Here is a 14,128-nt window from a genome sequence, read left to right as displayed (position 1 = left end):
GCCCGTAATTTACGGAAAAACAGCACCGATGCTGAAAGACATCTTTGGTATCATCTTCGAGCGGGTAGACTTGGATTTAAATTCAAGAGACAAGTGCCAATAGGCTCATATATCGTTGACTTTGTCTGCATTGAAAAACGACTGGTTGTCGAACTTGATGGTAGTCAACACATGGACAATAAAATGTACGATACCAAGCGCACGGATTGGCTAATGACAAATGGGTATCAGGTCTTGCGCTTTTGGAATTGTGACGTTTTTCAGCAAACGCCTTCAGTCCTCGAAGTGATCATGTCTGCATTACTTTAATGCTAATAATATACTCAGCATCTTGATGCACTTTTATAATCGACCCATCAAGCATGTGCCATTCGTGATCGCCATCTTTTTTTTAATTCCGACAATATTGCGGTAATATAACCTTTTTTCGACCCGTTGTTATAACGATTATAACCACTTTTCCAGTTGTCGTAGTCCGCTGGCAAGTCACGCCATGCAGCGCCAGTACGAAGCATCCAACATATTGCCTCCATAAATAACCGATCATCTTTACCATGCCGACCTTTAGGTTTTGGGAGTAATTCTTCTAAACGAGACCACATTTCGTCATCAATAACCATCCGTGACATCCCCTCTCCCCAACCCTCTCCCGCGAAAGGCATCATCATACTATCAAAGTTCCTATCGCGGGAGAGGGAGCAGTTCGAAGTGAAATTGAAAAATCTGTGCCCATTTCTAGATTAAGTCTTGTCTAAACAAACTTCAGGGACGTTGCCTAGTAAGTTGAGGTAACTCGTTGACATACACCAAAAATCGTATCATCTCAAACGCCTCAACGAGGTGATATGGAGTGTATCAGCGAGTTGAAAGAGAGTTTAAACGTGGGGAAAAATATTCTCCACTGACTCTTTGCCATCGGCATATTTTGATGAATGGTTACCCGCCTGTGCGGGCAAGACAGATTTTTTATCATGCATAGAGTTCATCAGGTGCACCGTACCGTTTATTACATATGTATTTGCTATAATAAAAAAAGGGATTATTTAAAAATGATCTCGGACGGTGTTCAGAGATGTTCTGTTTTCTGGTTATCTCCGCTCAAACATCTAGTGATGTGGGCTGTCATTTTGTCCGTTATCAGCAGGAGTTGATGCTGTGAACCTCAAACAATTCAACTGCAGATATTTATTAAACGATGATCGCCTTATCCTTCGGATTAACACCGTTGATCAGAGTGAGTATCTATTCTGGATCACACGTAGAATCACTCATTTTATTTTAATGTCGACCAGCCAATACATTCAAAAAGCATACGAACAAAGGGCACCCTCAGTTGAGCACTTGATATTGGAGATAAAGCAAAGCAATAAACAGGTGGGAAATTTTACAAAAGCATTTGTTCCTGGCTTTAATTATCCTCTAGGCGGTACCCCTGTGCTGGTGATGGATGCTAAGTTACAGATGATGAAAATCGGAGATCAAGATGTTTTTGCACTTGATTTTGTTCTACCCGGCGGCGCGAATTTAAATCTCAAACTACCCATGCCAATTATGAAATCGATGATTTTATTATTAGAAGAATTGAATGCCCAAGCCAAGTGGGGAAACCCTGCTAGTAAATGATAAGAGAGGCTCTCTGAACGAAGAACACCTTGACTGAGAATAAAGTAGTTCAAATACCAGGTTTAAAAACACGGAGGTCAGAGATGCTGGATTCTGACCTCCGAGATGACTGTTTAGATTAATTTGTAGACGTCGTCATCCTCTTCACTTAATGTAGGATCGGGATCTGTGCTGGATGCTGCTTGGCCAAAAAAGCTTAAAAAACGAGGTACTTTCGGAAGCTCTGGTAAGGCGCTGGATATCAAGCTTAGTAAAGATTCTTGCTGTGATACCAAGGGTTGTGGCAAATGGTCTACAGAAAGTACTTGTGGATGATTTCTTATGTATTCATTACTGTCTTGAATATAGGGGGATATCAGAGCCTCATAGACACCTTGCCCATTGGGATACTGCATGTAACATAAATCTGCGATGTGAGTATTAACCTGACCTTTGTCGTCTCTGCCGTATTTTGCTGCAAGATACGATTCTCCTTCTGGAGATATTACTGCCCAATGCAGGGCGCTGTATGAGTCTCTTTGACTGCGAAAGTCTTCAGGGCAGGTATCAACAAAGCTCGGCATATAGCGGGCACTTTCAACGTATGCTGCCAAAGTGGCGCTGCCAGGCTCAAGTAGTCCATCACCTATATGATTTACATGAATTTGGTAGGGGGTTACTTGATTATAGCTGTCTTGTGTACGAATATCCCAACCGGTATAGCTTAGTAATGATGGAATAACAGAACTCAAGTGAATGGCCAGGCAATTTTCGTCTAACAGGCCTTGAATTGCTTGCTGAAATGAAGAGAAGGTGTTGTTTAAAATACAGCGGATCTCTACCTGGCATTGTTTTTTGAATTCGTCACTTATCTTTTTGGCAACCGCTGCCCCGAATGAATCTCCCTGAAAAATAATGTCGTCTATAGGGACGCCTTTGCGAAGTAAATCATTCGCTACGGCCATACCAGTATTTATCAAATCATTAACTTCTGAAACTTGTCCACCCAGTCGAGCCATTCCTGGATATTCAAAACCATAATAGCTTGCCCCGGTAGTATGTACCGCTTTTGCAATATCTTTTAAACTATCCTGATATAAAGTACAGATACCCGTAAAATAGATGACATGCTTTCCGTGTCCACTTAGGGTAGGAGATGAGCTAGAGCTACTAGCGCTACTGGAACTGCTAACAGATGAATTGGGACGAAATGCCACAACCTCTATCTCACATTGTGACCGGTTCGCAAGAGTCACACCTACTTGATAACGCTCCAGGTCGATATTTTGGAAGTCATTGTAAAATTTTCCTTCAGGTTGACGCTGAGCTTGTTCAAAATGAGCAAATCGCTCATCTAAAGACATCTCTGCAGTGCCGAAGTTATTTTTGACATACCAATCTGTACGATTAGATGAAAATGTTGCTGAACCTATCTGCTTTTGTATCAAACGTTGAAAATATGAATTAGGCATTTGTCTTCCTTAGTATGGACTTGTTCAAGTATTTTACATTAAGTTTATTCTTGAGTCAATAGTTGGGTTGTTTTACTCGTTTCTCCAGTGTTAGCAAAGACGACAAATGAAATGGGGTTATTTAATGGGGGAGGTTACCAGTGGAGTTTTATTGAATAGTTAGATAATTCCAATGAATCAGGTGTAATTTATCTTGAATTATAGAAATAGTACGGTATCTTACAGTCCATATTTTATGGCAAGTTATGATTAGGGAGAGTTCTAATCTAATCATCCAGCCACCAGATCAGGCTTTAGGAAATAAGCCCTTGGACATTATTCTTATCAAGAAATAATGAACCAACTTCGATTGATATTATGGAATCAACAATGAAAAAATCTGCTTTCCTTATTTATTTATTATTTGCTTTTAATACTTATGCTTATAACGTCCGTTTGTTTTTTACTAATAACACTCCGGACACATTCAGACCTTTAGCGGTAATCAATTATAACCAAAAGGGCATCTCTTACGAACAATACATCGAACCGGAGGTTTCTGTTATTGAGCCTTATGCCCAAAGTGTAAAAATTGATAAAGATCGCCCTGGACTAGACAATTATATTCTGGTCTGGTTTGAACTCAATGATGAACAAAACCATTATAAAGACGCGTGTCTTGCCAGTTACATAGCGCTTACCAGAAGCAGTGATGTCTATTTCACTTTGTCCCGCAATACTGAAGAACCGTATCAATACCTTTGTGATCATAAGATCATCTCGAGAAATTAGGGCTGAACTATTGCATTTTCGCTGAATATCGTTGTTTTTTAACTTTTGGGGTCAAGCTTTACACTCGTCAGGTTAAGGGATAATTTTCCCCCACACTGAGCGTGAAGGGGGGATCTGATTTCCTTTTGTGCGACTTAGGCTCGTCCTTTTATGATTCCGTGCCAATATAATTTAGGAAATACAAATCGCTTTAAGAGCCACATGCTTCTGCGCTGTTGGGTCATATCGAATGGGAATGTTGGCATTAATGTTCCATCGTACCCAAACTCAGCAAGAATTACTTTGCCTTTATCAGTAATTATGGGGCAAGCGGAATAACCGTTATAGTGAGCTTTAAGGGGCTCTCCTTTGGCAACGGCGAGAAGATTTGCTACAACTACAGGGGCTTGTTGGCGAATAGCTGCTGCTGTTTTTGAATTAGGAATACCGGTGACATCGCCAATACCAAAAATATTCTTATAATCAAGATGCTGTAATGTGTGCATGTCCACTTTCAGCCAATCTTTATGAGCGCCTGATTCAACAGCCAGTCCTGATTCCTGAATTAATTTGGGTGCGGCCATTGGGGGAACAACATGTAATAGATCATAAGGCATTGATATTTGATGGGTCTCCGATTGGGTAACTCCATCATGTTCGAATTCACGAGTTTGTTCAAACCAGGCGATGCGTTGGTGCGGATTAATTTGAGTCAAACGATGTGAAAATAATGGGGTAATCCCTTTTTCAGCAACTAATTTTGTCAGGCTGTTGGCAAATGAAGGTACACTAAACATCGTTTTTCCTGCCGTTGCAAAGGTTATTTGCGTGTTTTGGCGTACTTTGTTTTTGCGAAAAATATAGTCTGCTAAATACATGATTTTCTGAGGTGCACCTGCGCATTTAATCGGAACAGGGGGCATGGTGAATAGTGCATTTCCACCTTTAAATTGATGTATCATTTGTGCTGTTTTACTTACTGATTCCTTATGATAAATACTGCAAATTCCATGAGTTCCAATAAACTCGGATCCTGGAATCAGGTCAAAACGTGTTTCCAATCCTGTAGCCAGCACTAAAAAATCATAGTGAATTACCGTTCCATTGGCACAATGTACTTGTTGATTTGACGGATTAATTTTTACTGCTCGATCAACAATCCACTCCACTCCTGAAGGAATTAAATTTTTTTGTTGTTTTTGAGAAGAAGTAAAATGACATATTCCAGCCCCTGCCAAAGTCCAAAGGGGTTGGTAGTAGTGTGTCGTTGACGGTTCAATTAGTGCGATGGTTTGATTTTTTAGTGTTTTGTTTAAACGCGAAGCAATGGCTAAGCCACCGCATCCCCCACCAATAATCAGATAAGTATAGCGTTTGTCCAATTCATTCTCCTGATAATAATCAGTTCCACATTTAAAGTGTACTGATTTGGCAAAATCCATTTTAGCTGGTAATGCTATTTCGCTAACGAGCAAATTTTATATTAATAAACAATTTGATACACTAAAAAATTCTTGATTTTTGTTTTAATGTCGAATCAGGGAGCTTGCAACTAAATCTTCTACACATCTTCGAAAAACCAGTTCAGTTTTATTTTTTTGATTCCGCGGCCACAACCGCGGAAATTCGAAATGCAGCATGTATTCACCTAAGCAAGGTACTAACGGTGAATGAATAACGCTCATCTAGAGTCAAATAAACTTATCCTCTTCGATATTCAGCAGCAGAAGGCTCTATGGTTGATTTTTCACCGCCGGGAGAAACTTGAGCCCATAAACGGTGTCATATCAACCCTATCTATAATGATGCTCGTCGAATTGAAGAACGTTGAACCTCCACTCATGTAAGAAGATCTACCATAAGCCGACATTGGTTTTGGTTGTATGGTGCCATTAATATATACATTGCCATTGTCGGTGTGGAGTTTTGTTGTGGCTTGCGAAGATGCTACTCTGACATCACCGTTATTTGTACTAACTTCTGCTTGCTCTGCCACCCCTTCAGCTCGAATAGTACCATTACTTGTTTTTAAACAGGTGTGTTTGCCGACATCATGGCATGTGATGTTTCCATTGCTAGAAATCAACGATGAACTTTCGCCAACCTTGGTAACTTTAATATTTCCATTTTCAGTTTTGAGATAGCAGCTGCGTCCTATTTCCCCAGCTACAATATAATCGGCGTTGCAAGATGTGATCGTTACGTTTTCACCAACATTACCTAGGACAGATAAAGTTCTTGGTTCACCTCCGCCTGTTATACACCTGATAGAAACATAACCTAATGTCAAACCACCTATTTGAGTACCTGAACGATATGACCGGGGTGTTTCTCTTAGCTCAATATGTGCACCATCATGAATAGAGCCATCAACAATAAGGCTTCCATCAGTAACAATAACCTTAGCACCAGCTCCTATACTTTCGGCCACATGAAGAGTTCCTTTGTGCTCAAAAGATTCAGAGTCTTTAATTAGTTGTATCATCGTTTCTTTACTGGCTGCCATTACAATCTCCTATATATAAATTGGTTGGAATCTAAATCATTGCGCTCAATTTAGCTGAGCGACTGATTGTATCCAAACAATGAGACATCAATTACCGTATTTTCTACGGTGTATTAAGTGATTGTTTGATGCTTTTTATGCGCTGGAATTCGGTTGGGATTTGAGTGGGTGTCAAGCTTCGAATTTCCGCGGCAGTGACCGCGGAATCCATAACTTTGAGCTGGAATGTATTTTGAAGATATGCTGAAGATTCAGCGCTCTTCGGGAGAGCGATACAGGGATTGTATAGACAAATTACTATTAAATAGCGTTGATTTAATGACTCAGGTTAGTTGTCGGTTTAACCGCGTGATCTTCATTAGCTTTTGCCACAAATTCCCTGAAAAAGGTTTGTGCGGACTTGCCTTCTCTATTTTTCAGTAAATACAACTGAGTATTATGGCCATCCGACCTGCTGTAACTGGCTTCCATTTTTCTATCGCTGCCTGCTTTTTTTCTGGCTGTAGTTAATTCATCGATTGCGCCTGGATCATTTTTATCAGCAGCTGAAATCAAACGGTCAATTTTGGCTTTTTCAGCATGTCGTTCACTCGAAAGCCCTTCATGTATCGACGCATAATGAGGTATTACAGGATCATCTATACGATTTTGCCTGATGTCTTTTCGTGATCGGACCACAATATACTCTTTATAATGGTTGGGAATGCTTTTGAAAGCACTGATGGCGTCAATTTCCCAATTCGCTAAAATAAGCGCTAACTTTACGATGGGTTTAATCAACCATCCTAAAACCTTTCCTCCAAAGGTTTCTTTTTGGCCTATTGCTTCCCCGAATACATTTTTTTCCAGACGTGCATGTCCTACCAGAAAATTGGTGAGATTTGAAAAAGAACGGCTATTAAAAATATTGATAGGTTGACCTAGCTGATGAAAATGCTGTGCAACCAAAGATCCAATACCAGCACCCAGAGAATGGGCCTTCAATGTGATGTTTTGTGCAGGTACTCCTTGATCCAGTAATCGTTGTACCTGAGCAATGCCATCGGTTACTAAATCATCTTTTGACAGGGCGCGCTTCGAACTTTGGCCAACGCCTCGAAGATTAAAACCAACAATCTTCGCATCCAGTGCCAGGGCATCCTCACGCATTTCCTCCAGAATATCTTCGTAGCACATGCCGTTTCCAACTAAATTGATGATGTATTTTTGGAATTGAGGCTCAATCTGCTTTTGTGATTCAGGGGTTATTTCCAGGGTATCCAGTACTGCGCCATCATGAGTTATTACTTGATGTTGTTCATATGAAATTTGATCGGTATTTAAGTCAGAAGCATCTTCAATCTCATAACCTGAAAGATCCATATCTTGAGCAGGTAAAACGAGGCTGCCAATTGCTTTTCCTGCTAATTTATTTACACCGATTTTTAATAGATCCCAAAGTAGAACAGGAGGAAAAACAGTACGAAGACCAATAAATTTAAACCATTGCCAATTAGTGTATTGTGGTTTTGGTGCTTGATAGACGGTCATGGGGGTGATCCTGATGAATTCATATTGTTTGTATTATACACATAAAATATTAAGGATCTATTATGCTGATTTTTAGCATGGGCCAGGCGAATATATTGACCTGGTTGATAAAAATAAATTGATATAACAGTAATCACTAATATCATTATAGATTCAAAAAGACTCAAAAAAATACCCGTTGATCTCATAGAGTTCAGTGTGTAAAATACATTCATTTTTTATTGGGAATGTACACATGCCAAGTTTATTGAATCTCAAAATATTTAACCCCGCCTTGATTTATAGTTTTGAACCGGAGTCTTCACCCACTGCGCTTATGTACGGTGAAACGATGAGTGAAGCGCCTTTTAAAATAGGGCAACACGAAGATATGTATCATGCTTATTTATACGCTGAGGACGTTATTTTACCCTGGATTCATACCAATGGCCTGGCTGCATTAACTCCCGAAATTTTCGAAAATTGGATAATCAAGATTCATGAGCACATGGCTAAAAGCTTGCTCTCGAACGGCGAAGACATGAAAAGCGGGGAATATTCCAAAACGTTGATTGTTCGTTGGCATTACGGCAGCAACATGATGAATCAATTGGCCCTGTATATGGCAAATTTATATCAACCAAAGTTATCTGAGGCTCAATTTTTGAAGATGCTTGTTAAAGAAAATGAGGGTCTTCCTATGGAATATGCAAAAAAGTTTTTGCGTATTTTGCAACGACTGGCTCGTGATTCTGACGCTCCTATCCATCCTTCTTTCGAAAAGACAACGAAATTGAAGGGGCCTTTCCTTGGATTCGGTACAGCGATGAACCGAATGGCTACCGCCTGGCATGAAAATCTGTTATCGGAACACGAACGTCCGATTGTGGAGAAAATAGCTCTGTTTGTCGATTATCCAGAACGTTTACCCAATCAAGTTCGTCATTTTGCTGAAGAGATGGTTGCGCGATGGAAACAACTCGACAATCAGGATCTCACTGCTGTGAGCAAATTCTGTGCTGATCTATTTTATCGCTTTACTCATATCCACCCATTTCCCAATGCGAATGGCCGAACTGCAACAGCATTGAATAATATTATTTTAAGAAGTATTGGTTTGCCCGATATTATTATGCGAAAACCTGGTGATCGTAGTTCGACTGAGGGCAGTTATGCGGACGCCATAGCAAATATTGAAAAAGACAGAAGACCTTTAGCGGCACATATATTTCAATGCATCACGGAAGCTCAAACCAAGCCATATGCTGATTCTTCTTTAGAACAACTCACTGAAATACGAATGGCCTTGTGTCGAATTTTAATGGAAATAAAAGCAACCAAACCAAGCTATGATTTGAATCTAATTGACAGTTTGTTTGCGGCCAGAAATCCTATTGTTCAATTTTTAGATGGAAATGATAACAAACACTCTCTGCTGGCGTGCCAGCTCTTGATGGTCACTGCCCAGGATGTTTTAACCGGGTTAAAGAAAGAAGCTGCTATGAGGCAATCAGCAAGCAGTTCTGTATCCTCTCTTTCATTTCTAAAGCCTGCTTATGATCCGCTTGTTTTGAACAAAGGGATGGAGGAATTAACTGGAGTTCAGGGTTGGAAGGTAACCAACAAAAGCTCTTTGAGTATATGGCGTTATTTTGATTCTGAAGCTGAGGCCAATCAAATTGTTGCAGGTCTCAAGCAGTTGAGTTTCTGTGAAGCTAATGTGCGTACAACAAAAGGAGATGGTAAAATAATTGTGTTGTGCACCGCCATTAATACAGAAAAACTGCTGAGCGCACCCCAATCACATGCATCGTGTAGCTATTAAGCGTTCTGATTTTCGAGTACGTTACAATCAGCCAGCAGGTTTTCTGGCTGATTGTATTTTTTTAATAGGTCGAACTTTTGGGAATATTTTCTAACAATGATATTTAAATGCCAAAGTTGCACCCTGTAGAACCAAGTCATTCGTATGAGTGCCTGTGGCGTTATCAAACACCTGAAACTGATTAAACCAATCGGAAATTTCATAACCTATTTTTACCGAGTACTTTTTATAATCCATTTTGATACCAACAAGACCCTGTAATGACAAGGCTCCCAGATCTCGTTTTCCAACAATAACAGAACCAATTTGCGCTGAATCATTTCGAATGAGAGTGTCGTAGATAGACCACTTGCCCCACATGTAGGAAGTGGCAAAATCAGCGATTAGACTGTATCGAAGAGCATTCTTATTATAAAATAACCATTGGCTTTCCAGTCCTATTTTGGGTCCGAATCCGGTGAAATTATTGGTGACCTGTTCCAGAACTGAAACTAAGCCGTAATAGCCAGTATTGATGCGTTGATTGATAGCGCCTCCTTTCAATCCAATGAGAGGGCTAATGTTTAAGGACTCACCGACTTGAATGCTCTTATTGAGATCGAGATCGAATATAGAGTAGTCAATAGTAAACTTGACTGTTGCTGATTGATAAAAGGTCTCGACAAATTTGCTCGGCATAAAGGCCGAGATAACATTATCGTGGGTCGTAGCATGTGCCTGCACGGAGTATCTTGTATAAAAGGCTTTGATATTCCAATCTGCTTTTTGCAGGCCGGCTCCTATTCGAAATCCTGGTGCAAAATCAAAATCAATCGTTTTGTAGGCGATAATTTGATTTGGTAACCTTAAATTATTGGTTAACGCCCAATCTACTGTTTCAGATGCTTGCCAATACAAAGCATCTGCATAAAAATCAATTGCATAGGCAAATGAGGAGCAAAAGAATCCTGCACCAATTATAATTTGATTAAAATACCGCATGTAGCACCTTGTAATGTTAAATCACCATGTATAGGAACTGCCTGAAAAATGGGTATCCTTAATTGGTTACTCCAAAATTGCATTTCATATCCCGCTTTAACGGTCACTTGGGCTTTTGCCTGAAAGGACCACTCCAGTCCCAAAAAGCCTCTGGTCATAAAGGCCCCAAGCATGGAGTTTTTCGTATTGGATGTGACTGTTTTTTCAGGAATAAAGCCCAATAGTGCTTGTGGTTGATGATAAACGTCTTTTATATTCCAATGCCCCCATAAAAAGGCGGTTGCAAAATCACTACGAATATTAATGTTTTTATACAGGCGCCATACACTGTCTATGCCAAAGTTGGGGCCTATTCCCCAAAAATTATTTTTTAAGTATTCGGTAGCAGTGTATAAAGGGGTATTGAATAAGTATTCCTGCCATGAGGAATTTATTGATTGGTTGATTGTTCCCCCTTTAATTCCTATAAATGGGCGGACTGCTAATGTATCAAGCGGTTTAAATTGATGGCCTACTTCAGCATCGACCATATTCAGGATTAATCTCCAGTTTAACTGCGCCGCATTAAATACGTTTTGTACTGTAAATCCATTAAAAAATTCAGGCAGAATAATCTCATTTGCATTGGCTGTTATTGATTCATGTGCTTTGTTCGAAAAATACGTCCAATACAATTTGGTATCAAATAAAGCGGGTTGTTCGTATTGCAGCCCCGCTCGTATTCCTGGACTCCAGCCAAAATACACATTAGGCTCGGTGTATGTGTTTGATGGGCGGGGAGGCGGGGGTTCAGGGATTTGAATGGTTTGAACGTAGGCCCAGGTTGAGGTTGATTCCTGTGACGCATGCCAATAAAGAAGATCTTCAAAAACCGTGAATTCACCTGAAGCCGCGCTGGAAAAGCTTAAGAAGCTCAAGAGAGCGCATGCACTAATGTGTCGTTGTTTCATTATTAATCTTAATCAAAAGTGAATAAAAAATCGAATACACCGCCTTGCAGATAGAGAGAATCATTTGTCTTCCCCATATCAAAAGTGTAATACCTCAACTGATTGAACCAAACTTGGCCTTCATAGCCCAGGCGAATGTTCCATTGTGTTTTATTGATAGCTCCTACCCATTCCATGCCTAGATATCCTTTTGCCATGGGGGCGGCTGTTGACAAGCTGTCATTAATGATGCTAATCGATACCGGGGTATTATCATAATAAACGTCCGCTAATGCCCAGTGCCCCCATAAAAATGCGCCTGAGACAGTACCGACAAGATTCAACTGATGATGCGACGGCTCAAATAAATGCCAGGTAGAATCCAAACCGAATGATGGTCCCAATCCTTTAAAATTATTGGTCATTTGTTCTGTAGCTGATGAAAAGGTTGTGATTCGTGTAGGGGTGGGGTTTGCATTAGTGGTTGGTTTGTATGGTTCTTGCCAGGATGTATTGATGTTCTGATTAATAATGGCTGCTTTAAGTCCCGTAAATGGACGCACATTAAGAAGGGAATTTATTGTAACCGTTCGGCCAACTTCCAAATCAAGGGTATTATATAATACATTCCATTGTATGCCTGCTTGATGATAATAAGGTCCGGAAATACCATCGCCTGCAAGATTGTTCGCATAAAAGTTACCGGCGAAGGCTGAGTGAATTTCACCAGAATTGATGCGTGCCTGATTCGTTCCCTTGGTTTTATATCCTGTAAAATAAAGCTGTATGTTCCAGGGATTCTCAGTTTGGTTGTTATAGCCTATGCCCAGTCTAAATCCGGGATCCCATTTGAAAGGAACATCCAGAAATTGAATGTGTTCATTGACTTCTGCAGGTTGAAGAATCTGAGCCCAATTATCATCACTCACCTCTCGTACTTGCCACATGAGCAGGTCTAAAAATACAAAGGTGGTGTTATTTGTCGGGTTGCTTGTATTGGGAACACCAAGAACCTGACTGGCAGCACAGAGCAATAACAGAAAAAATCCTTTTTTCAAAAACATTCTCCAACAACGGTGTTTTATTCTCATCAATTTGGGCGGGCAATTTACTGGAAATTATTTATAAAGTCCAGATTAGCTTGGGATAAAAAAATGAATTGAACCGAGTTGGGTTTTAGAGCAATGGTCAACAGTCACTGGAAAATTGAACTGAATGTACTGCGAGTATTTTTTTCAGTTTTTAAAAATTCCAGGTAAGGATATAGCAAAATAGGGGGAACGCTGGAGATGAATGTAATTCAATAGTTGTTCTTTGCACTCTGAAGTTAATTCATCCTTTATACGAATTGTTGCAATGCATTGCAGTAATTGTTTGTTTTTATTGATATCCTCGTACGATTTCTTTTCAAAGTAATCAAGATTTTCCGGAGACGTTGCGAATGATTTGGAATCGTTCCAATCAAGAACTGGATTTAAACGTATATAAATGAGTTTGGGTAGTTGATTATCCGGTATGGTGGACAGTTCATGTCTCATAAAAAAACTGAGATATTCGCTTGCTGCCTCACTGTTTGTTTCAGTAGTTGCGGCAATCAAGTTAGGCATCCATTGTGTTAATCCCCAATGGTAACTTTCCTGATTGCTGCTCATTTCAGGATAATTTCCTGTTCCCAGGGAAAGTACAACATAGTGTTGTACATCTGGACAAATTTTTGCAGCCAATCGGACCGTCATATAAGCAGGATTATTGATAATGAGACCAAGGTCAGCGATGTTGTATTTTATTTGATGAGCATGAGTTGAGAACATTACAGGAGCGTATACTCCCATAACTGAAGTTGCTCCAGATACGATATCTGCAATTGAATATTGATTTAAAGAATTATCACATTTTATCCAATTACAGAAGATGAGTATATTTTTGTGCTTAATGTCGTAAGCAAAAAGAGCGACATGATTTGTTAAGTTTTTTAAGGTCGTATTTTTAAAGTTTATTTTAAAAAAATTATTTTTATTGTATGAATTGAATAAAGGCATTATTAACCCATTTAACGAGATTATCCTGTAAATAATGCTTTGGGAAAAAAAATCGGGGGATTCTTTCTTATATAAATCGCTAATCTGTTTTGCAGTGAAATGATAGGTGTCGGGCATATCGGGTTGTACTTTTGAAAGAGCCGCAACAATAATCGCGCCTGTTGATATGCCACCCATTAAATTAAAAATATTTGCTGTACCGTTAGGGTTATATTGTTCTAAATATTTTAAATAGGTTAATGGTATCAATCCACGTGTTCCCCCGCCGTCAATGGTCAAAATGGTGTAATAGTTTTTGGGGCAAATACGTTCCTCACTCGGAGCAGTTTGCGCTGCTGTTTCTACTGGATAAACTGTGTTTTGCTTTAAAATATGAGAAGAGATATTGTGCATTAACAGGCTATAGAGGATTATCAGTGCTAACACTATTGAAGATACTGTATAAATAATCTTCATATTCTGAGCCTCTATCTGTTTGATATCGTGTATCAATAATATAGTTAATCTGATTCACT

13 protein-coding genes are annotated in these 14,128 nt (G+C 39.6%); 4 read left to right on the top strand and 9 right to left on the bottom strand.

What is annotated here, in order from left to right:
* On the top strand, positions 1-309 hold a 309-nt coding region (locus G543_RS0112915), incomplete at its 5' end, for an endonuclease domain-containing protein (RefSeq protein ID WP_028384894.1).
* A gap of 47 nt (positions 310-356) precedes the next feature.
* On the opposite strand, the gene G543_RS0112910 is transcribed toward G543_RS0112915, so the two are convergent.
* On the bottom strand, positions 357-629 hold the full coding sequence (locus tag G543_RS0112910; RefSeq protein ID WP_162145896.1) for a transposase: 273 nt from the start codon (positions 627-629) through the stop codon (positions 357-359).
* Between the two features lie 526 nt (positions 630-1,155).
* On the opposite strand from G543_RS0112910, the gene G543_RS0112905 reads away from it, so the two are divergent.
* Positions 1,156-1,623 carry a hypothetical protein gene (locus tag G543_RS0112905; protein WP_028384892.1) on the top strand — a complete coding sequence of 156 codons (468 nt, stop codon included), beginning with the start codon at positions 1,156-1,158 and terminating at the stop codon, positions 1,621-1,623.
* Positions 1,624-1,736: 113 nt separating this feature from the next.
* Here G543_RS0112905 and sdbB read toward each other — a convergent pair whose 3' ends face one another.
* Complete coding sequence (gene sdbB, locus G543_RS19135) at positions 1,737-3,074, bottom strand: Dot/Icm T4SS effector alpha/beta hydrolase (RefSeq protein ID WP_051190702.1); 1,338 nt, start codon at positions 3,072-3,074, stop codon at positions 1,737-1,739.
* A gap of 369 nt (positions 3,075-3,443) precedes the next feature.
* Between sdbB and G543_RS0112895 the strand changes: the two genes are divergently transcribed.
* On the top strand, positions 3,444-3,845 hold the full coding sequence (locus G543_RS0112895; protein ID WP_028384891.1) for a hypothetical protein: 402 nt from the start codon (positions 3,444-3,446) through the stop codon (positions 3,843-3,845).
* A gap of 134 nt (positions 3,846-3,979) precedes the next feature.
* Here the strand turns inward: G543_RS0112895 and G543_RS0112890 are convergent, their stop codons facing one another.
* From G543_RS0112890 to G543_RS0112880, 3 genes are all read right to left on the bottom strand, one after another.
* A complete protein-coding gene (locus G543_RS0112890; protein WP_028384890.1) occupies positions 3,980-5,206 on the bottom strand; it encodes an NAD(P)/FAD-dependent oxidoreductase in 1,227 nt (408 codons plus the stop codon).
* Between the two features lie 365 nt (positions 5,207-5,571).
* Positions 5,572-6,330: a DUF4097 family beta strand repeat-containing protein gene (locus tag G543_RS0112885; RefSeq protein WP_028384889.1), complete on the bottom strand. Its 759-nt coding sequence runs from the start codon at positions 6,328-6,330 to the stop codon at positions 5,572-5,574.
* 315 nt (positions 6,331-6,645) lie between these two features.
* Positions 6,646-7,860: an alpha/beta fold hydrolase gene (locus tag G543_RS0112880; RefSeq protein ID WP_035922247.1), complete on the bottom strand. Its 1,215-nt coding sequence runs from the start codon at positions 7,858-7,860 to the stop codon at positions 6,646-6,648.
* 235 nt (positions 7,861-8,095) lie between these two features.
* Between G543_RS0112880 and G543_RS0112870 the strand changes: the two genes are divergently transcribed.
* Positions 8,096-9,664, top strand: a complete 1,569-nt coding sequence (locus G543_RS0112870; protein WP_028384886.1) for a Fic family protein — start codon at positions 8,096-8,098, stop codon at positions 9,662-9,664.
* Between the two features lie 90 nt (positions 9,665-9,754).
* On the opposite strand, the gene G543_RS0112865 is transcribed toward G543_RS0112870, so the two are convergent.
* From G543_RS0112865 to G543_RS0112850, 4 genes are all read right to left on the bottom strand, one after another.
* On the bottom strand, positions 9,755-10,645 hold the full coding sequence (locus G543_RS0112865; protein WP_028384885.1) for an Lpg1974 family pore-forming outer membrane protein: 891 nt from the start codon (positions 10,643-10,645) through the stop codon (positions 9,755-9,757).
* Positions 10,621-11,595 (bottom strand): Lpg1974 family pore-forming outer membrane protein, encoded by a 975-nt coding sequence (locus G543_RS0112860; protein ID WP_028384884.1) that lies wholly within the window; start codon positions 11,593-11,595, stop codon positions 10,621-10,623. The genes G543_RS0112865 and G543_RS0112860 overlap by 25 nt, the downstream gene beginning before the upstream one ends.
* An 8-nt stretch (positions 11,596-11,603) precedes the next feature.
* Positions 11,604-12,632: an Lpg1974 family pore-forming outer membrane protein gene (locus G543_RS0112855; protein ID WP_133141390.1), complete on the bottom strand. Its 1,029-nt coding sequence runs from the start codon at positions 12,630-12,632 to the stop codon at positions 11,604-11,606.
* Positions 12,633-12,809: 177 nt separating this feature from the next.
* Positions 12,810-14,069, bottom strand: coding sequence for a patatin-like phospholipase family protein (locus G543_RS0112850; protein ID WP_028384882.1), 1,260 nt, complete (start codon positions 14,067-14,069; stop codon positions 12,810-12,812).
* Between the last annotated feature and the right edge of the window lie 59 nt (positions 14,070-14,128).

The sequence above is a fragment of the Legionella moravica DSM 19234 genome, assembly GCF_000423305.1.
In the GTDB taxonomy this organism is placed as follows: Bacteria; Pseudomonadota; Gammaproteobacteria; order Legionellales; family Legionellaceae; genus Legionella; species Legionella moravica.
Note: the sequence above shows the minus strand (reverse complement) of the source record. Positions and strands in the feature narration are given on the sequence as shown.